Source organism: Oceanimonas aquatica (genome assembly GCF_030732065.1).
Taxonomy (GTDB): Bacteria; Pseudomonadota; Gammaproteobacteria; order Enterobacterales; family Aeromonadaceae; genus Oceanimonas.
The window spans coordinates 193572-213523 of record NZ_JAVBHX010000004.1; the positions used below are offsets into that span (position 1 = coordinate 193572).

Sequence of the window (19952 nt, forward strand, 5' to 3'; positions counted from 1 at the left end):
TCCCCATGAAAAAGACCCTGTTGTCCCTGGCCCTGCTGGCCGCCGCCGGCAGCACCGCCGCTCAGGCCGATGAAGTGAAGTTCGTGACCAACGCCGCCTATCCTCCCTTTGAGTTCGTTGACGACAACAACGAAATGCAGGGCTTTGACATCGATCTTGCCAAGGCCCTGTGCGACGTGGCGGAGCTTAAGTGCAGCTTTCACAATCAGGCCTTTGACAGCCTGATCCCAAGCCTCAAGTTCAAGCGCTACCACGCCGCCATCGCCGCCATGGACATCACCCCCGAGCGCGCCGAGCAGGTGGATTTCAGCGACATCTATTACGAAAACTCCGCCGTGTTCGTGGCGCCTGCCGGCCAGTTCAGTGCCATTGATGCGCTCAAGGACAAAACCGTGGGCGTGCAGAACGGCACCTCTCACCAGAAGTACATGCAGGACAAGCTGGAAGATGACGGTCTGGAAGCGCGTGCCTATCCCAGCGTGCAGGATGCCCTGCTGGATCTGACCAACGGCCGCATTGAAGCCGTGTTTGCCGACACCGCCGTGGTGGGGGACTGGTTGGCCAAGTCCGATGGCTTTGAAGTGGTGGGTGACGCCGTGACCGACGACAACTACTTCGGCACCGGCTTTGGCATTGCCGTGACCAAGGGTAACCAGGCACTGCTCGACAAGCTGAACCAGGGCCTGGCCGAGCTCAAGGCCAATGGCACCTACGATAGCCTCTACGGCAAGTACTTCCCGCACTGATGCTGAATCATCTGTTGAATGCCGGCCTGATGACCCTCGGGCTGGCATTGGTCTCGCTGGCGGTGGGCATGGTGCTGGCCGTGCTGTTCTGCGGAGCCGAAATGAGTCGCTGGCGGCTGCTTCGGCTGCCGGCGTCCGCGCTCACCACAGTGCTGCGCGGCCTGCCGGAAATTCTGGTGGTGTTCTTTATCTATTTCGGCTCCACTCACCTGTTGTTTCTGCTGACCGGCGAATACATCGAATTCAGCCCATTCTGGTGCGGCGTGACCGCGCTGTCGCTGCTGTTTGCCGCCTACGCCGCCCAGACCCTGCGCGGCGCGCTCAATGCCGTGTCCCGCGGCCAGCGCCAGGCCGCGCAGGCCCTGGGGCTGCCACCGCTTTACACCTTCTTTCATATTGTGCTGCCGCAAACCTGGCGCCACGCCTTGCCGGGGCTCAGCAATCAGTGGCTGGTGCTGTTGAAGGATACGGCGCTGGTATCCCTGATTGGTGTGCACGATCTGATGCACCAGGCCAAGTCGGCGGCAGCCAGTACCTATGAGCCCTTTACCTGGTATGCCCTGGCGGCACTGATCTACTTGGCCATCACCCTGGTCAGCCAGCAGGGTCTGAAACGGCTGCAGGCGAGGGTAACCCGTTATGACTAAATTGCTCGACTATTCCCTGACCCTGCTGGAAGGACTGCAGATAACACTGCTGATCACCGCCTCCGGCCTGCTGCTGGGGTTGGTGATCGCCCTGTTGCTCACCTGGATCCTGGACAAGCGGGTGCCGGTGCTGAATTGGCTGACGGAAGCGTATCTGTTGCTGATCACCGGCACGCCGCTGCTGGTGCAGATCTTTCTGATCTATTACGGCCCGGCCCAGTTTGACTGGATCAAGCAAAGCTGGGCCTGGCAATATCTGCGTGAGCCCCTGTTCTGCGCCATTCTGGCCCTGGGCATGAATGCCGGTGCCTATACCTGCCGGCTGTTCAAGGGCGCGCTGGATGCCGTACCCAAAGGCGAAACCCTGGCCTGCCGGGCGCTCGGTATGAGCGAGTGGCAGACCCTGAGCGTGAAACTGCGCCATGCAATGCGCCGGGTGATCCCGGCCTATTCCAACGAGGTGGTACTGGTGCTCAAGGGGAGTTCGCTGGCCAGTACCATTTCCATTATGGATATCATGGGCCTGGCCCAGCGCATTAACGGCCAGACTTACGACACCCTGACGGTGTTCGGCGTGGCCGGCGCTATTTATCTGCTGATGAACAGCCTGCTGACCTGGCTGTTCCGCCTGCTGGAGCGGCGCGCACTGGCATTCCAGCAGCAGGGGTGAAGCCCTGCGTTGGCTCACATAACCATTACATTTGATGGGCCTGGGCATTGTGTTTAAAGCGCGCTTTCGCTATTTTGCTAGGGCCCAGGAAACGTATAACTATTCAATAATAAACGGAGTTCAGTTATGAAAGTTGCCGTACTAGGAGCTGCCGGTGGTATCGGTCAGGCTCTCGCCCTGCTGTTGAAGAACAACCTGCCTGCCGGCTCTGAACTGAGCCTGTACGATATCGCTCCCGTGACTCCCGGTGTAGCCGCCGACCTGAGCCACATCCCGACTGCCGTGAACGTGGTTGGTTTTGGTGGTGAAGATCCCACTCCGGCCCTGACCGGCGCCGACATTGTGCTGATCTCCGCCGGTGTTGCCCGTAAGCCGGGCATGGACCGTGCCGACCTGTTCAACGTGAACGCCGGCATCGTCAAGAACCTGATCGAAAAAGCCGCTGCCACCTGCCCGCAGGCCTGCATCGGCATCATCACCAACCCGGTGAACACCACTGTGCCGATCGCCGCCGAAGTGCTGAAGAAGGCCGGTGTGTACGACAAGAACAAGCTGTTCGGTATCACCACCCTGGACGTGATCCGTGCCGAGACCTTCGTGGCCGAAGCCAAGGGTCTGAACGTGGCCGACGTCAAGGTTCCGGTAATCGGTGGCCACAGCGGCGTAACCATTCTGCCGCTGCTGTCTCAGGTGGAAGGTGTTTCCTTCTCCGACGAAGAAATCGAGAAGCTGACCTACCGCATTCAGAACGCCGGCACCGAAGTGGTTGAAGCCAAGGCCGGCGGCGGCTCCGCCACCCTGTCCATGGGTCAGGCCGCCTGCCGTTTCGCGCTGTCTCTGGTGAAAGCCATGCAGGGCGAAGCCAACGTGGTTGAGTGCACCTATGTAGACGGCGGCAGCGAGCATGCTGACTTCTTCGCCCAGCCGGTACTGCTCGGCAAGAACGGCGTTGAAAAAGTACTGCCCTACGGCGAAGTCAGCGCCTTTGAACAGGCTGCAATGGACGGCATGCTGGAAACCCTGCGTGGCGATATTCAGAAAGGTGTGGAGTTCGTTAACCAGTAAGGTTGTCGAGTCAGACACCAAAAAGGGAGCTTCGGCTCCCTTTTTTCGTTCAGGGACTGGGGAATAGGGACTGGGGATTGGTTACTTGTTCCAGGCACGCCCGGTTTTAGAACCGTTTTCACGGTCCAGCTGCTGGCTTATCCAGCGGCCGGTAGCTACCAGTTGGTTGAGGTCCACTCCTGTTTCCAGGCCCAGGCCGTGCAGCAGATAGACCACGTCTTCGGTTGCCACATTGCCGGTGGCCCCGCGCGCATAGGGGCAGCCGCCCAGGCCTGCCACCGAGCTGTCGATAATGCCCAAGCCCTGCTCCAGCACTGCATAGAGGTTGGCCAGGGCCTGGCCGTAGGTATCGTGAAAATGGGCCGCCAGCCGCACCAGGGGCACCTCCTGGCGTACCGCCGACAGCATGGCGATGGCCTTTTTCGGCGTGCCGGTGCCAATGGTGTCGCCCAGGGAGATTTCATCACAGCCCAGGCGATACAGCTCGCCGGCCACTCGGGCCACGGCGGCGGGGGGGATGTCCCCTTCATAGGGACAGCCCAGCACGGTGGAAACATAGCCCCGCACCCGGACGCCGCGTTCATGGGCCAGTTGCAGTACCGGGGTAAAACGCGCCAGACTTTCCGCCACCGAGCAGTTGATATTTTTCTGGCAAAAGCGTTCCGAGGCGGCGGTAAACACCGCCACTTCGTCTGCACCGGCGGCCAGCGCCGCTTCAAGACCTTTCAGATTTGGGGTCAGCGCTGAATACACCACGCCTTCACGGCGGCAAATGCCGGTTAACACGTCACTGGCATCGGCCATTTGCGGTACCCATTTGGGGGAGACAAAACTGGCCGCTTCGATATGAGTCAGGCCGCACTCCGCCAGCCGCTCCACCAGCTCGATTTTCACGGCAGCGGGCACTCGCGCCGGCTCGTTCTGCAGACCGTCCCGGGGGCCCATTTCCACCAGTCTGACGCTATCCATATTCAGGCTCCAGCCGTAACAACTCGTTTCCTTCGTTCACCTGATCGCCGGTGCGAAAGTGAATGTCTGCCACCCGTCCCGCCATGGGAGCGCGAATGGGGTGCTCCATTTTCATGGCTTCCAGCACCAGCAGGATCTGGCCTTCGGCCACTTCCTCGCCTTCGGTCACCTTCAGTTCACCCACCAGGCCGGGCATGGGGGCGGTCAGGCTGCCGCCGGTGCTGTGCCGGGCCATGCCGGTTTCATCATTCACCTTGCGAAGATCAAGGCGCTGGCCTCGATAGAACAACCAGAGGTGGGCGTCGACACCGGCCACATGCAGGCTGATCCGGCGATCATCCAGCATCACCTGTAACCGCTCGTCGGTCCGCTCACCGTCAACCATGTGCTGCTGTTCGCCCGTTTGTGCCCGCCAGCCATTATTCGTGGCGGTGAGCATCACATCATGAATATCACCCAAATATTCCAGTCGCAGCCGGTGTTCCGCCGGCTGGTTCAGCCGCCAGCCGGTGGCCGCGGCAAAGGGCGAAGCGCCACTGGGCGGCAGGCCTGAAGCATGAGCCAGAGCGGCCAATGCCAGTACCTCACCGGTGGCAAGCAGAGGGGGAGAAAACAGGCTGTGCTCGTGCTGTTCGATAAAGCGGGTATGCAGCTCGCCCGCCATAAAAGCGGGGTGACGGCACAGACGGTGCAGAAAGCCGATATTGGTTTTCACACCACCGATGCGGTAGTGCGCCAGGGCCCCGGCCAGCCCGGCCAGGGCGGCTTCGCGAGTTTGATCATGCACGATCAGTTTGGCGATCAGCGGATCATAATAAATGCCCACCTCGTCGCCCTGGCGCACGCCGGTGTCGAGGCGCACTCGTTCCGAGGTGTCCGGCTCGCGCAGCACATGCAGGGTGCCGGCAGCGGGCAGAAAGCCGTGCTCGGCGTCTTCGGCATAAATTCGGGCTTCCACCGCATGGCCGCTTAACGTGATTTGGTCCTGGGTCAACGGCAGCGGCTCGCCCGAGGCCACGCGCAATTGCCAGTCCACCAGATCCAGCCCGGTGATGAACTCGGTCACCGGATGCTCCACCTGCAGCCGGGTGTTCATCTCCATAAAGTAGAAGTGGTCGTCTTCGGTATAGAGAAACTCCACGGTACCGGCGCCGCGATAGTCGATGGCCCGGGCGGCGCGCACCGCAGCTTCCCCCATGGCGATGCGGGTGGCCTGGCTCAGGCCGGGGGCGGGGGCTTCTTCCAGAATTTTCTGATGCCGGCGCTGCACCGAGCAGTCCCGCTCCGAGAGATAAAGGCCGTTGCCGTGAGCATCGCAGAACACCTGCACTTCCACATGCCGGGCCTCGGGCAGGTAACGCTCCAGCAGCATGGCGTCGTTGCCAAAGGCCGCTCTGGCCTCGCGCCGAGCGGCGGCCAGCGCCTCATCAAAGTCGGCTGGGGTGTGCACTATGCGCATGCCCTTGCCGCCGCCGCCGGCCACGGCTTTTAGCAGCAGGGGATAACCGCAGGCGTCGGCTTCGCGTTTCAGTCGTTCATCACTTTGCTCCTCGCCGTGGTAGCCGGGTACCAGCGGTACGCCGGCGCTGGCCATCAGCGCCTTTGCGGCGGCCTTGTCGCCCATGGCGGCAATGGCGGCAGGGGGCGGGCCCACAAACACCAGGTTGGTGTCGGCACAGCCCTGTGCAAAGCTGGCGTTTTCCGAGAGAAAACCGTAACCCGGATGCACGGCATCGGCGCCACTGGCGCCGGCAATGTCCAGCAGTGCCGCCTGATTAAGATAACTCTCCGCCGCCGGTGCCGGGCCCAGCCGCCAGGCCTCGTCGGCCATTTCCACATGCAGGGCGTGACGGTCGGCGTCGGAATACACGGCTATGGTGTGCAGCCCCAGCCGGCGTGCGGTGCGCAGTACCCGGCAGGCAATCTCGCCCCGGTTGGCCACCAGCAGTTTGGTCAGCATGGATCGTTCTCCCAGTCCGGAGTGCGTTTTTCCAGAAAAGCGGCCAGCCCTTCCCGGGCTTCATCGGTAATGCGCAGGGTGGCCAGGCGGTGGGCGCTGTCGGCTACCAGAGCCCGGTTCACCGGCTGGCCGGCATAGTCCTGAATCAAGGCCTTGGCAGCGGCTTGAGCGTTTGGGCCGCCCCTCAGCAGCGCCTCAATAACGGCGGCGGCGGCCTGTTCCAGGGGCTGAGTGGTCACTTCATGCACCAGACCCAGTCGTTCGGCGCGGACGGCGTCGATGACTTCCGCGCTCAGCATAAAGCGTCGGGCCTGACGGGCACCCAGCACCCGCAGCACATAGGGAGAAATGGTGGCGGGGATCAGCCCCAGCCGGGTTTCACTCAGGCTGAAGCGGGCGTTGTCGGCGGCAATCACAATATCGCAGGCGCACACCAGCCCCAGCGCGCCGCCATAGGCGGCTCCCTGTACCAGCGCCAGAGTAGGGTGAGCAAAGCGGTCCAGCCGCCACAGCAGCTCGGCGAGTCGGGCGGCATCGGCGCGGTTTTGTGACTGGCTTAATTCGGCGGCCCGTAGCATCCAGCCCAGATCCGCGCCGGCACAAAAGTGCTTGCCCTCGGCCTTCAGCACCAGCAGGCGCAACCCTGGCTTGGCTTCGGCCTCGTTCAGGCACTGGTGAAAGGCTTCTATGGTGGCTTCGTTCATTACATTGCGGCGCTCGGGGGTGTTCAGCACCAGCTCCCATACGCCCTTGCCGGCCGGTTGCAGTGTTATCGGGTCGGTCATGACATCTCCTTACAGGCGTCCTTACAGGCGTCCTTGCAGGCGCCCTACATGCGAAACACGCCAAAGCGGGTGGGGGTTGCCGGGCGTTTGCTCGCCAGCGCCAGGCTCATGGCCAGCACGGCGCGGCTGTCTTTGGGGTCGATAACGCCATCGTCCCACAGCCGGGCGCTGGCATACCAGGGATGCCCCTGCTGCTCATAGCGTTCGATAATGGGGCCTTTAAAGGCGGCTTCGTCCTCGGCGCTCCACTCCTTGCCTGCTTTTGCCAGTGCATCCCGGCGCACCGTGGCCAGCACACCGGCGGCCTGTTCGCCACCCATTACCGAAATACGGGCATTGGGCCAGCACCACAAAAAATCCGGGTCATAGGCCCGGCCGCACATGCCGTAATTGCCGGCACCAAAGCTGCCGCCGATGATAAGGGTGATTTTGGGCACGCTGGCGCAGGCCACCGCTGTCACCAGTTTGGCACCGTGCTTGGCAATGCCTTCGGCCTCGTATTTTTTGCCGACCATAAAGCCGGTGATGTTCTGCAAAAACAGCAGCGGAATATTTCGCTGGCAGCACAGCTCGATAAAATGCGCCCCCTTCTGGGCCGACTCGCTGAACAGAATGCCGTTGTTGGCAATAATGCCCACCGGATAGCCGTGCAGGTGAGCAAAACCGGTGACTAAGGTGGAGCCATAGTCGCGCTTGAACTCGTCCAGCACAGAGTCGTCCACCAACCGGGCGATCACCTCCCGCACCTCAAAGGGGGTGCACAGGCTGGTGCCGACAATGCCGTAGAGCTCGTCGGCTGAGTAGCGGGGCGGCATGGGTGTGCGTGGAGGAGGGGGCACGGCGGAAACATTCAGGTTGGCCACCAGCCGGCGGGCCATGGCCAGCGCCTGGCGATCGTCATCGGCGGCGTGATCCGCCACGCCAGACTGCTGGGTGTGCACCTCGGCACCACCCAGCTCTTCGGCACTGACCACCTCACCGGTGGCGGCTTTTACCAGGGGCGGGCCGCCGAGAAAAATGGTGGCCTGGTTGCGCACCATAATGGACTCGTCGGCCATGGCCGGCACGTAGGCACCGCCGGCGGTACACAGGCCCATGACCACCGCCAACTGAGGAATGCCGGCGGCGGACATACGCGCCTGATTAAAGAAGATGCGGCCAAAATGGTCTCGGTCCGGGAATACTTCGTCCTGGCTGGGCAGATGCGCGCCGCCGGAGTCCACCAGATACAGGCAGGGCAGTTGGCAACGCTCGGCAATGGCCTGGGCCCGAAGGTGTTTTTTGACCGTGAGCGGATAATAGGTGCCGCCCTTGACCGTGGCGTCGTTGGCCACAATCATGCACTCCACTCCCTGCACCCGGCCGATGCCGGTAACGATGCCAGCTGCCGGCACCGGCTCGTCGTAAACGTTCAGCGCCGCCAGTTGCGACAGCTCAAGAAAGGGCGCGCCCTCATCCAGCAGGGCACTGATGCGCTCCCGCACCAGCAGCTTGCCTCTGGCCTGATGGCGGTCCCGGCTGGCGGCATCGCCCCCCTCGGCAATGTGGGTAACCTGCTCACGCAGCGCCGCCACCTCGGCGGCCATGGCGGTCTGGTTGGTAATAAACTCCGCACAAGCCGGCTGCACCCGGCTGACAAACTGGGTCATAACGGCTCCTTAAGGTTCGCGTACCAGCTCCCGGCCGATCAGCATGCGACGGATCTCCGAGGTGCCGGCCCCAATTTCATAGAGCTTGGCGTCCCGTAGCAGGCGGCCGGCGGGGTATTCGTTGATATAGCCGTTGCCGCCGAGCAGCTGAATGGCATCGAGGGCCACTTGCGTGGCGGTTTCGGCGGCCAGCAAAATGACCCCGGCGGCGTCCTGACGGCTGAGCCTGCCTCTGTCCGCCGCCATGGCGGTCATGTAGATATAACAGCGGGCGGCGTTCATGCGCGTGTACATGTCGGCAAGCTTGCCCTGCACCAGCTGAAACTCGCCAATGGCCTGGCCAAATTGCCTGCGCTCACGCACATAGGGCACCACCAGATCCATGGCCGCCGTCATAATCCCCAGCGGCCCGCCGGCCAGTACCAGCCGCTCGGTATCCAGACCGCTCATCAGTACCTTGACGCCCTCGTTCAGTGGCCCCAACAGGTTGGCGGCGGGCACCCGGCAGTCCTGAAACACCAGCTCGCAGGTGTTGGAACCACGCATGCCGAGCTTGTCGAGCTTCTGCGCCGGTACAAAGCCGGGCGTGCCGGCTTCAACAATAAAGGCACTGATGCCTTTGGCGCCGGCCTGCGGCTCGGTTTTGGCATAGACCACAAACACCTGGGCGTCGGGGCCATTGGTGATCCACATCTTGTTGCCGTTCAGCACAAAGTGGTCGCCGTCGCGGCGAGCGGTGAGTGTCATGGCCACCACATCGGAGCCGGCCCCGGGCTCGGACATGGCCAATGCCCCGATATGCTCGCCACTGAGCAGGGCGGGCAGGTATTTCTGTTGTTGTTCGTTATTGCCATGACGGTGGATCTGGTTAATGCACAGGTTGGAGTGGGCACCGTAAGACAGCCCCACCGAGGCCGAAGCCCGGCTGATCTCCTCCATGGCCAGCACATGGGCCAGATAACCCATGTTCACGCCGCCAAATCTTTCAGCCACGGTAATGCCAAACAGCCCCATGTCACCCAGCTTTGGCCAGAGTTCGGCGGGAAAGCGATTGTCCCGGTCGATGGCCTCGGCCAGGGGCGCGATTTCCTTGCCGGCAAAGGCGGCTACCTGCTCACGCAGCAGGGTATGCATCTCGCCGAGCTCAAGCTCAAGAGTGGGATAAGGGGCCATGTCTCCTCCTGAAAATGCAGTAAACCGGGTTCGTTTGAATGCATTAACTATAGTCAGCGGGAGCCAGCTAAGCTTTAACGGATAAAGGCATTTTTCAGCAACGAGGCCAGCATGAGCACAGGGAAGCACATTGTGATTGTTGCCGCCGCCCGTACTCCCATGGGCGGGCTGATGGGCACATTGGGTAACGAGCCTGCCCACCGGCTGGGGGCGGTTGCCATTGATGCCGCACTGGCGCGGGGGGGCGTTTCCGCCGGGCAGGTAGACGAGGTGATCATGGGCTGCGTGCTGCCCGCCGGTCAGGGCCAGGCCCCGGCCCGGCAGGCGGCCTTGGGCGCGGGCCTGCCTGTGTCGGTGCCCTGTACCACGGTCAACAAGATGTGCGGCTCGGGCATGAAAGCGCTGATGCTGGCCCACGATCAACTGCGGGCAGGCTCGGCCTCGGTCATGGTGGCCGGCGGCATGGAGAGCATGAGTCTGGCGCCCTACCTGGTGCCCAAAGCCAGAGCTGGGTTGCGCTTGGGCCACGGCCAGCTGCTGGATCACATATTTTGTGATGGCCTGGAAGATGCCTACGAAGGTGGTCTGATGGGGGGCTTTGCCCAGCGTACCGCGGACAACTTTGGTGTAACGCGGGCAGAGATGGATGACTTTGCCATCAGCTCGTTGTGCCGGGCCCGCCGGGCCATTACTGATGGGGATTTTCGCGAGGAAATTGCTCCGGTCACGGTAACCGGCCGCAAAGGGGAATCCATCGTCGACACCGATGAACAGCCGGGCAATGCGGACCCGGAAAAAATACCCGGGCTCAGGCCCGCCTTTGCCAAAGACGGCACCATCACCGCTGCCAATTCCAGCTCCATCTCCGACGGTGCCGCCGCTCTGGTGCTGACCACGGAAGAACAGGCAAACACCTTGGGCCTTAAGCCGCTGGCGCGTATTACTGGGCACGCCACTCATGCGCAACTGCCCGCCGAATTTACCCTGGCACCCATCGGTGCCATTGAGAAATTGCTGGCGCAACTGGCGTGGCGTGTGGATGAGGTGGATCTGTTCGAGATCAACGAGGCTTTTGCCGTGGTCACTCTGCTGGCCATCAAGGAGCTGGATCTTGACCCGGACAGAGTGAACGTCAACGGCGGTGCCTGCGCCCTGGGGCATCCTATTGGCGCCAGCGGGGCGCGAATTGTGGTGACCCTGCTTCACGCCCTGCGCCGGCGGGGGCTGAAGCGCGGGGTGGCGGCATTGTGCATTGGCGGTGGCGAGGCCACGGCGCTGGCGATTGAACTGTGTGAATGAGGTGATTCCATGGCCTATCAGGTTCCGCTGCTGATCGACGGCAGCATGGTGCAAAGCCAGACCAAACAGTGGCTGGAGGTGACCAACCCGGCCTCTCAGAAGGTGATTGCGCGACTGCCCTGCACCACGATTGATGAAGTGAATGCGGCGGTGGCAGCGGCAAGCTGCGCCTTTGAACAGTGGCGGCGAGTGCCGGTGCCGGAGCGGGCCCGGCTGATGCTGCGCTATCAGGCCCTGCTAAAAGAGCAGCACGACGAGCTGGCGCGGCTGCTCAGCCAGGATACCGGCAAGACCCTGGAAGATGCCAAAGGTGATGTGTGGCGGGGCATAGAAGTGGTGGAGCAGGCCGCCAATGTGGCCTCACTAAGTCTGGGCGAAACACAAGCCGACGTGGCCGCCGGGGTGGATTGCTACAGCTTCAGTCAGCCGATTGGAGTGTGCCTGGGTATTACCCCCTTTAATTTTCCGGCCATGATCCCATTGTGGATGTTTCCGCTGGCCATCGCCTGCGGCAATGCCTTTGTGCTGAAACCTTCGGAACAGGATCCCCTGGTGCCCATGGAGCTGGCCAAGTTGTTTCGTGAAGCGGGCGCCCCCGACGGTTTGCTCAATATCGTGCACGGCGGCCCCGAGGTGGTGGATCAGCTGCTGACTCATGAGGATATCGCTGCCGTGTCTTTTGTGGGCTCGGTGGCGGTGGGGCGGCATGTGTACCGCACCGCCACCGACCGGCTCAAACGGGTGCAGGTGTTTGCCGGGGCCAAGAACCACATGGTGGTCATGCCCGACGCCAATAAGCTTCAGGCCATCAATAATCTGGTAGGCGCATCGGTGGGGGCCGCCGGTCAGCGCTGCATGGCCATTTCGGTGGGGGTGCTGGTGGGCGAAGCGCGAAAGTGGATCCCTGAGATTAAAGAAGCACTGGCGAAAGTGCACCCCGGTGCCTGGAATGATCCCAAGGCAGGCTACGGCCCGCTTATTAGCCAGGCCGCCAAAAAACGGGTACTGGGGCTGATTGAAGCGGGCAAACAGGAAGGCGCCGACTGTTTGCTGGATGGCAGTGACTGCACCGTCAGCGGTCACCCGGACGGCAATTGGGTAGGGCCCACCCTGTTTGCCGGCGTGACACCCACCATGCGCATTTATACCGAAGAGATTTTCGGCCCCGTGCTGTTGTTAATGACAGCCGACACCTTGGATGAGGCCATTGCCCTGGTAAACGCCAACCCTTATGGCAATGGCACGGCCATCTTTACCGCCTCCGGGGCGGCGGCGCGCAAGTATCAGATGGAAATACAGGTGGGGCAGGTGGGCATTAATGTGCCCATTCCGGTGCCGTTGCCGTTTTTCTCCTTTACCGGCTGGCGCGGCTCCTTTTACGGCGATCTGCATGCCTACGGCAAACAGGCGATACGCTTTTATACCGAAACCAAAACCGTGACCGCCCGCTGGTTCGACGATGACGTCGTTACCGGCCCCAATATGTCGATTCACCTTAAATGACGAAACAAAGCTTGAAGCTGGAAGCGAGAAGCTGGAAGAAATCTGGAGCAGCTTCCGCCTTCTCGCTTCCAGCTTTAGAGGAGGGCTCATGGATTTTGAACTGAATGAGGATCAGCGGGCCTTTGTGGCGCTGGCCGGAGAATTTGCCGACAAGGCGCTGGCGCCCCATGCGGCGGAGTGGGACCGGGACCATCACTTTCCGGTGGAGACCTTGCAACAGGCAGGCGAATTGGGGTTTTGCGCCCTGTATACCCCCGAGGCTGCCGGTGGTCTGGGGCTGTCCCGGCTCGATGCCAGCCTTATCTTTGAACGGCTGGCCATGGGCTGCACCTCCACTACTGCTTTTCTCACCATTCACAACATGGTGACCTGGATGATTGCCAGCACAGCCCGCAAAGAGGTCTGGGAGCAGTGGCGGGAGGGCATGACCAGTGGCCAGTTGCTGGGATCCTATTGTCTGACCGAGCCCAATGCCGGCTCGGATGCCGCGTCCCTTAAAACCCAGGCAAAGAAAGTGGGCGACGACTATGAACTTACCGGCAGCAAGATGTTTATCTCGGGGGCGGGCAGCACTCGAGTGATGGTGGTCATGGCCCGCACCGGCGGCGACGGACCCGGCGGCATTTCAGCCTTTGCCCTCAATGCCGACAGCCCCGGCATTGAGTACGGCCGGCCGGAAGACAAGATGGGCTGGCACAGTCAGCCTACCCGCAGTGTGACGTTTGACGGCGTACGGGTACCCGCCAGCCAGTTGCTGGGGCGGGAAGGTGAAGGGTTCAAGCTCGCCATGAAGGGGCTGGACGGCGGCCGTATCAATATCGCCAGCTGCTCCCTGGGCACGGCGCAGCAGGCGCTGAATATGGCGTGTAATTATCTGCAGGAGCGCCGCCAGTTTGGTCGCAAACTAGCAGAGTTTCAGGCGCTGCAATTTACTCTGGCCGATATGGCCACCGAGCTGGCGGCGGCCCGCCAGCTGGTGCGCCTGGCCGCCAGCCGGCTGGATGCCAAACATGCTGATGCCACCACCTATTGCGCCATGGCCAAGCGCTTTGCCACCGATGTGGGTTTTAGAGTCTGCGATCAGGCGCTGCAGCTTTATGGCGGCTACGGCTACATTCGGGAATATCCGCTGGAACGCCATGTGCGCGACACCCGGGTGCACCGCATTCTGGAAGGCACCAACGAAATCATGAAGCTGCTGATCGCCCGCCGGCTGCTGGCGGAAGGAGGCGAGCTGTGATCCAGTATGAAAAACAAGGGCGAGTGGCGCTGTTGACCATGAACAATCCGCCGGCGAATACCTGGACGGTAGAGAGCCTGAACCGGCTGGCAGAGCTGGTGGGCGAGCTAAATAATGACGACGACATTCGCAGTCTGGTGCTCACCGGTGAGGGCGAGAAGTTTTTCTGCGCCGGGGCCGAGCTGCGTTTGTTTGCCGACGGCGACAAGGGCAAGGCGCATGCCATGGCCCAGGCCTTTGGCCGGGCCTTTGAGGCCCTGAGTGAGTTTCGCGGGCTGTCGGTGGCAGCCATAAACGGTTTTGCCATGGGCGGCGGGCTGGAAGCGGCACTGGCCTGTGACCTGCGCATTGCCGCCGAGCGCGCGGTAATGGGCCTGCCCGAGGCTCGGGTGGGGCTGCTGCCCTGTGCCGGTGGCACTCAGTTACTGACCCGTCTGGTGGGTGAAGCGCAGGCTAAGCGAATGATTCTGTGCGGCGAGCGGCTGAGTGCCGAACAGGCGCTGCATATCGGGCTGGTGGAAGAAGTGGGGCCCGATGATGAGGTGCTGGCCCGGGCCCTGGCACTGGCCGAGCGGGCTGAAGGACAAAGCCCGGGCTCGGTGGCCGCCTGCAAGGCGCTGATACAGTCGGCCCGGCAGCGTCCGCTGAACGAGGGCAGAGTGCGGGAGCGTGATGCCTTTATGGCGCTGTTCGACACCGAGGATCAGCAGGAAGGAGTGAACGCCTTTCTGGAAAAGCGCGAGCCCAAGTGGCGTAACCGTTAGGAGAGGATATGAGTGTAAGGGTGAACAGACTGCCCACCGCCGGCGGCCGCCATATCGGCCGGTTGGTACTGGAGCGGGAAACTCAGCTCAATGCGCTGGATCTGGACATGATCGAAACCATGCTGACAGCGCTGCAAGACTGGCAACGGGATGACAGCCTGGTGGCGGTCGTGCTGGAAGGATCCGGGGACAGAGCCTTTTGCGCCGGTGGCGACGTGGTGGGGCTGAGCAAGGCCATTGCCGCCGCCCGGTCTGGCTGTGGAGAACGGGAGCTGGGTCTGGTGCCCGGGGCGGCAGCGCGTTTTTTTGAGCGGGAATACCGGCTCGATTATTTGCTGCATACCTTTGGCAAGCCGGTAGTCTGTGTGGGCGCCGGCATTGTGATGGGCGGCGGCATGGGGCTGTTTACGGCGGCCGGTCAGCGCATCGTCACCGAGCGCAGCCGGCTGGCCATGCCGGAGGTCACCATTGCGCTTTATCCGGACGTGGGCGGCAGCTGGTTTCTTAACCGGCTGCCGCCGGGGCTGGGGGAATTTATTGCCCTGACCGGCTGCTCTCTCAATGCCGCCGACAGCCTCTGGCTGGGACTGGCCAACCGGTTTGTGGCCCAGGAGCGGTTGAGCGAACTGTGGCCCAGGCTGCAGGACGAAAACGGCGGGCCCAACCCGGTGCCTGCTGTACTCAGAGAGCTGGAAGCCGAATCGGCCACGGCCCTTGCCGGGCTCGACTCGCCCTTGCGCCGGCATCAGGACTTGATCCGCAAGCTGATGGACAGGGACAACCTGGCCGACAAGGTGAACGCTATTCTTGAAGTGGATATGCACGATGCATGGTTTACGCGTGCCCAGCAAACCCTGGCGGCGGGCAGCCCGCTGGCCATGGCGGTGATCCACCGGCAACTGGCCGCCAGCCGGCATCTGTCACTGGCGCAGGTGTTTCAGAGCGAGCTGGCACTGTCGGTGCAGCTATGCCGCTTTCGGGAGTTTGCCGAGGGGGTCCGCGCCCGGCTAATCGACAAGGACAATCGTCCCGACTGGACCTTTTCCAGTCTGGAGGAAGTAGATACTCCCCTGCTGAACACCCTGTTCACTTCCCCCTGGGGCCTGAGCCCGCTCGCGGATCTCAAATAGGAGGCACAGATTATGGCAACCATCGCATTTATCGGTCTGGGCAACATGGGATTGCCCATGACCGCCAATCTGGTCAAGGCTGGACACAGGGTTCAGGTGTTTGATCTGCAGTCCGAAGCGGTCAGCCGGGCCGCAGCCCTGGGCGGTATTCCCGAAACCACGGCCAGCGCCGCCGCCAAACACGCAGCCGTGGTGATCTCCATGCTGCAAAGTGGCGAGCAGGTGGCCAGTCTTTACAGCTGCGATGACGGCCTCTTTGGTCACCTGGCACCGGGTACCCTGGTGATCGACTGCTCGACTATCGAAGCGGACACAGCGCAACGCATGGCCAAGGTGGCTACCGGGCACGGTCTGGACTTTGTGGATGCGCCAGTGTCCGGTGGCGTGGCCGGGGCCGAAGCCGGCACCCTGACCTTTATTGTGGGTGGCAGCGACGATCAGTTTGCCCGAGCCAGCCCCGTGTTGGCGCACATGGGCAAGAAGGTGCTGCACGCTGGCCCGCATGGCGCCGGTCAGGTGGCCAAGGCCTGCAACAACCTGGTGCTGGCGGCGCAGATGGCGGCCAGTTGTGAAGCCCTTAACCTGGGGCTGGAACACGGCCTGAATGCGGCGGTACTGTCTGAAATCATTCACCAGAGTTCGGGCAACAACTGGGTGATGGAACACTACAATCCGGTGCCCGGCGTCATGGAAAACGTGCCCGCCAGCCGCGGCTATCAGGGCGGCTTTCAGGTCAACCTGATGTGCAAGGATCTCAATCTGGCCATGAGCCTGAGTCAGGGCAGCGGCTCGCCGGTGCCCATGGGCTCTGCGGCCCGGGCCCTGTTCAGTTTGCATCAGGTGGCGGGCCACGGCGGGCTGGATTTTTCCAGCCTGTTTCAGCTTTATCGCAAACCACAGGGAGACGACTGAATGGACATCAAAAGCAAGGTGGTGGTGATCACCGGGGCCGGGCGCGGCCTGGGACGAGCCATGGCCCACCAGCTGGCCCGGCAGGGGGCGGCGCTGGCACTGCTCGATAATAACGAGCAGGATCTGGCCAAAAGCGGCGAAATGGTGGCCTCCACCGGTGCCCGGGTGGCGGTGCACCTGTGTGATGTGGCCGATGAAACCCAGGTGGCCGACTGTTTTGGCCATATCGTACGGGAGCTGGGCGGCCTGGACGTACTGGTCAACAACGCCGGCCTGCTGCGCGATGCCCTGCTGGTGAAGCTTGAGAATGGCAAGGTCAGCCGCAAAATGACTCTGCAGGACTGGCAGCAAGTGATAGACGTTAATCTTACCGGCAGCTTTCTCTGTGGCCGCGAGGCGGCGGCCATCATGGCCGAACGGGGCGAGGGCGGGCTGATTGTCAATATTTCCTCGGTGGCCCGGGCCGGCAATGCGGGGCAGAGTAACTATGCCGCCAGCAAGGCGGGCGTTGCGGCCCTGGTGGTGTGCTGGGCCGGCGAGCTGGCACGGCTCGGCATTCGCGTGGCGGGCATTGCGCCCGGAGTGATCGACACCGATATGACGGCGCGAATGAAACCCGAAGCCATGGAACGCATTACTCGGCGCATACCTTCGGGCCGGCTGGCGGAAGTGGATGAGCTGGTGCACAGCCTGCAGTACATCATCGAAAATGACTATTTCAACGGTCGCATACTGGAAATGGACGGTGGCCTGCGGTTATAGACAGAGGGAGGACAGTAATGACAGAGAAGCAGACCGGCAAACAAACGGCGCAACTCTATCGTATGGTAATGCCAAAGCATCTGTGTCCTTACGGCCTGAAGTCAAAGGATTTGCTGGAACGTCAGGGGCTGGAAGTGGAGGATCATCATCTTTCCTCGCGGGAGGAAACCGATGCCTTTATGGAGCGTCACGGTGTGGATACGACACCTCAGGCCTTTATTGATGGTGAACGTATCGGCGGTTACGAGAAGTTGCGTGTTTATTTTGGGCTCGACAATCCAGAAGAAAAGCAGACCTCATATCAGCCGGTGATTGCCATTTTTGCCGTGGCCATGCTGATGGCGCTGGGACTGTCCTGGCAGATGTATGACAGCATTTTTACCCAGCGCGCTGTGGAGTGGTTCATTTCCATTTCGATGTGTTTTCTGGCCGTGCAGAAACTGCAGGATATTGAAAGCTTTTCAACCATGTTTCTGAATTATGATCTGCTGGCCCGGCGCTGGGTTCCCTACGGCAGGATCTATCCCTTTGGCGAGGCCTTGGCGGGTATTGCCATGACATCGGGGACTCTGCTCTGGCTGGCTTCGCCTGTGGCCATTATGATTGGCATGATTGGGGCTGTGTCTGTATTCAAGGCGGTGTATATAGACAGGCGTGAGCTGAAATGCGCCTGTGTCGGGAGGAATAGTAATGTGCCGCTTGGGGCCATATCCCTGACCGAAAATATGATGATGCTGGGCATGGGGCTCTGGATGTTGCCCGGTTAGAACTAAAGTCTATCTTGTTGCCGGCAGGTGAAAGGCGTATTGTTTTTTGCAACGCACAGCAACGGAACGTGCCCTTGCGTTAACAGAGCCAAACAACAAAATAACCATAACCACTGCCATATCCCTGAACGCATTGGTCCCTTACGAGGGAGCACTGCCTTCAGGGTTTTTTTTATGGATTACATGCCGGAATAATTGGGTCCGCTGCCCCCTTCCGGCGGTACCCAGGTAATGTTCTGGGCCGGATCCTTGATGTCGCAGGTTTTGCAGTGCACACAGTTGGCGGCGTTAATGCGGAAAACGCAGCGACCGCCTTCTTCCACCAATTCATAGACACCGGCGGGGCAGTAACGCTGGGCTGGTTCATTATAGCGGGGCAGGTTGTCCCGCAGCGGCAGGCTCGCATCTGCCAGACGCAGATGGCAGGGCTGATCCTCGTCGTGGCCGGTGCTGGCCAAATGTACCGACGACATGCGGTCAAAGGCCAGCACGCCGTCGGCCCTGGGGTAGGAAATGGGCGAGCAGGCCGCGGCCGGTTTGAGGGCAGCGTAATCCGGCGTACGATCATGCGGCGCAAACGGCAGCCGGCCGCCCAGCAAGTTCTGGCTGAGCCAGTTGATGGTTCCCCCCAGCCAGGGCCCTAGTTTGTGCAGTGCAGGAACAAAGTGCCGGGCCCGTTCCAGCTCGGTCTGCAGCCAGCTTTCTTTCATTAATGCGTCAAATTCATTGAGCTGGTCACCGCGGCGGCCTGCCGCCAGTGCCGGCACCAGCGCCTCGGCGGCCAGCAGTCCGGATTTCATGGCGGTGTGAATGCCCTTGATACGGGCGCCGTTCAGGGTGCCCGCATTACAGCCCAGCAGCAGGGCGCCGGGCAGGATCATTTGCGGCAGGGAGTTCAGCCCGCCCTTGGTCAGCGCCCGGGCGCCCCAGGCCAGCCGTTCCCCGTCCCACAGATGACGGGCCAGTAGCGGGTGGTGCTTGAGCCGCTGACATTCCCGGAACGGATCCAGATGCGGGTTTTGATAGTTGAGATCGACGATCAGCCCCACCGAGGCGAGGCCGTCGTCACCATGGTAAAGAAAAAAACCACCGCCATTGCTGCCCAGTGGCCAGCCGCCGCCGTGTACCACCAGGCCCGGCCGATGGCGCTTCGAATCCAGCCGCCACAGCTCCTTGAAGCCAATGGCGTAATGCTGGGGATCTCGGTGTCGATCCAGTGCAAAGCGGTCGATGAGTGTCTTGCCGATATGGCCCCGGCTGCCTTCGGCAAACAGGGTATAGCGGGCCCGCAGTTCCATGCCCGGCACATGACCGGGCTTGGGCGAACCGTCCGCCGCCAGCCCCATGTCACCGGTGAGCACGCCGCACACGGCGCCCTGGTCATCGAACAGCGCCTCACTGGCGGCAAAGCCGGGAAACACCGCCACGCCCAGGCTTTCTGCCTGTTGTGCCAGCCAGCGGCACAGTTTTCCCAGGCTGACGATATAGTTGCCCTTGTTGTGCAGCGAGCGGGGCGTCATAAAGGCGGGCAGCTCCAGGCCACCCTGGTCGCTGCTCAGCATGTAAAAATGCTCATCACTCACCCGGGTGGATATCGGCGCACCCCGTTCACGCCAGTCGGGAAACAGCTCGTTCAGGGCCTGAGTGTCGAGCAGGGCGCCGGAAAGAATATGCGCCCCCACCTCGGCGCCCTTTTCCACCACGCACACAGTGAGCTCAAGACCGGCCTGCTGTGCGCGCTGCATCAGGCCGCAGGCCGCCGCCAGCCCCGCCGGGCCCGCACCAACTATGACCACATCAAACTCCATCGACTCCCGCTCCATCACGCTCTCCCTGTGGTTGTCATGGCTAAAGTATTGTATTGACGGCGATATTTAACAAACGGGAGCGGGCCGGGAATCGTCTAGTATT

The 19952-nt window shown here is 61.8% G+C and carries 18 protein-coding genes; 12 read left to right on the forward strand and 6 right to left on the reverse strand.

Annotated elements, in window-relative coordinates; all coding sequences use genetic code 11:
- Positions 1-5 precede the first annotated feature (5 nt).
- The 4 genes from Q9290_RS07720 (at position 6) to mdh (ending at position 3128) form a co-directional block, all read left to right on the forward strand.
- Positions 6-746 (forward strand): transporter substrate-binding domain-containing protein, encoded by a 741-nt coding sequence (locus Q9290_RS07720; RefSeq protein ID WP_306079059.1) that lies wholly within the window; start codon positions 6-8, stop codon positions 744-746.
- Positions 746-1393 (forward strand): arginine ABC transporter permease ArtQ, encoded by a 648-nt coding sequence (gene artQ, locus Q9290_RS07725; RefSeq protein ID WP_306079060.1) that lies wholly within the window; start codon positions 746-748, stop codon positions 1391-1393. The genes Q9290_RS07720 and artQ overlap by 1 nt, the downstream gene beginning before the upstream one ends.
- 1 nt (position 1394) lies before the next feature.
- Positions 1395-2063, forward strand: coding sequence for an arginine ABC transporter permease ArtM (gene artM / locus Q9290_RS07730; protein ID WP_306079168.1), 669 nt, complete (start codon positions 1395-1397; stop codon positions 2061-2063).
- 126 nt (positions 2064-2189) lie between these two features.
- Positions 2190-3128, forward strand: a complete 939-nt coding sequence (mdh, locus tag Q9290_RS07735; protein ID WP_306079061.1) for a malate dehydrogenase — start codon at positions 2190-2192, stop codon at positions 3126-3128.
- Positions 3129-3209: 81 nt separating this feature from the next.
- Here mdh and Q9290_RS07740 read toward each other — a convergent pair whose 3' ends face one another.
- From Q9290_RS07740 to Q9290_RS07760, 5 genes are read right to left on the reverse strand one after another with little or no spacing between them, the layout of a single operon-like run.
- A complete protein-coding gene (locus Q9290_RS07740) occupies positions 3210-4097 on the reverse strand; it encodes a hydroxymethylglutaryl-CoA lyase (protein ID WP_306079062.1) in 888 nt (295 codons plus the stop codon).
- Positions 4090-6057: an acetyl/propionyl/methylcrotonyl-CoA carboxylase subunit alpha gene (locus tag Q9290_RS07745; protein ID WP_306079063.1), complete on the reverse strand. Its 1968-nt coding sequence runs from the start codon at positions 6055-6057 to the stop codon at positions 4090-4092. The genes Q9290_RS07740 and Q9290_RS07745 overlap by 8 nt, the downstream gene beginning before the upstream one ends.
- Entirely contained in the window at positions 6051-6842 is a 792-nt protein-coding gene (locus Q9290_RS07750) for an enoyl-CoA hydratase-related protein (RefSeq protein ID WP_306079064.1), read from the reverse strand. Before Q9290_RS07750 ends, Q9290_RS07745 begins: the two co-directional genes overlap by 7 nt.
- Positions 6843-6886: 44 nt before the next feature.
- Positions 6887-8491 carry a carboxyl transferase domain-containing protein gene (locus Q9290_RS07755; RefSeq protein WP_306079065.1) on the reverse strand — a complete coding sequence of 535 codons (1605 nt, stop codon included), beginning with the start codon at positions 8489-8491 and terminating at the stop codon, positions 6887-6889.
- Positions 8492-8500: 9 nt separating this feature from the next.
- Positions 8501-9664, reverse strand: coding sequence for an isovaleryl-CoA dehydrogenase (locus Q9290_RS07760; protein WP_306079066.1), 1164 nt, complete (start codon positions 9662-9664; stop codon positions 8501-8503).
- Positions 9665-9775: 111 nt separating this feature from the next.
- Between Q9290_RS07760 and Q9290_RS07765 the strand changes: the two genes are divergently transcribed.
- The 8 genes from Q9290_RS07765 (at position 9776) to Q9290_RS07800 (ending at position 18041) form a co-directional block, all read left to right on the forward strand.
- Positions 9776-10963, forward strand: coding sequence for an acetyl-CoA C-acyltransferase (locus Q9290_RS07765; protein WP_306079067.1), 1188 nt, complete (start codon positions 9776-9778; stop codon positions 10961-10963).
- Between the two features lie 9 nt (positions 10964-10972).
- Complete coding sequence (locus tag Q9290_RS07770) at positions 10973-12466, forward strand: CoA-acylating methylmalonate-semialdehyde dehydrogenase (RefSeq protein WP_306079069.1); 1494 nt, start codon at positions 10973-10975, stop codon at positions 12464-12466.
- Between the two features lie 88 nt (positions 12467-12554).
- Positions 12555-13706, forward strand: a complete 1152-nt coding sequence (locus tag Q9290_RS07775) for an acyl-CoA dehydrogenase family protein (RefSeq protein ID WP_306079070.1) — start codon at positions 12555-12557, stop codon at positions 13704-13706.
- Positions 13703-14470: an enoyl-CoA hydratase gene (locus Q9290_RS07780; RefSeq protein ID WP_306079071.1), complete on the forward strand. Its 768-nt coding sequence runs from the start codon at positions 13703-13705 to the stop codon at positions 14468-14470. The genes Q9290_RS07775 and Q9290_RS07780 overlap by 4 nt, the downstream gene beginning before the upstream one ends.
- Before the next feature lie 8 nt (positions 14471-14478).
- The gene (locus Q9290_RS07785) at positions 14479-15600 is read left to right on the forward strand and encodes an enoyl-CoA hydratase/isomerase family protein (protein WP_306079072.1); all 1122 of its coding nucleotides are present in this window, start codon (positions 14479-14481) and stop codon (positions 15598-15600) included.
- 12 nt (positions 15601-15612) lie between these two features.
- Positions 15613-16512, forward strand: a complete 900-nt coding sequence (gene mmsB, locus Q9290_RS07790; RefSeq protein ID WP_306079073.1) for a 3-hydroxyisobutyrate dehydrogenase — start codon at positions 15613-15615, stop codon at positions 16510-16512.
- The gene (locus tag Q9290_RS07795; RefSeq protein WP_306079074.1) at positions 16513-17274 is read left to right on the forward strand and encodes an SDR family NAD(P)-dependent oxidoreductase; all 762 of its coding nucleotides are present in this window, start codon (positions 16513-16515) and stop codon (positions 17272-17274) included. It begins immediately after the preceding gene.
- 17 nt (positions 17275-17291) lie between these two features.
- The gene (locus Q9290_RS07800; protein WP_306079075.1) at positions 17292-18041 is read left to right on the forward strand and encodes a MauE/DoxX family redox-associated membrane protein; all 750 of its coding nucleotides are present in this window, start codon (positions 17292-17294) and stop codon (positions 18039-18041) included.
- A 179-nt stretch (positions 18042-18220) separates the two neighbouring features.
- On the opposite strand, the gene Q9290_RS07805 is transcribed toward Q9290_RS07800, so the two are convergent.
- Positions 18221-19864 carry an electron transfer flavoprotein-ubiquinone oxidoreductase gene (locus Q9290_RS07805; RefSeq protein ID WP_306079076.1) on the reverse strand — a complete coding sequence of 548 codons (1644 nt, stop codon included), beginning with the start codon at positions 19862-19864 and terminating at the stop codon, positions 18221-18223.
- Positions 19865-19952 lie beyond the last annotated feature (88 nt).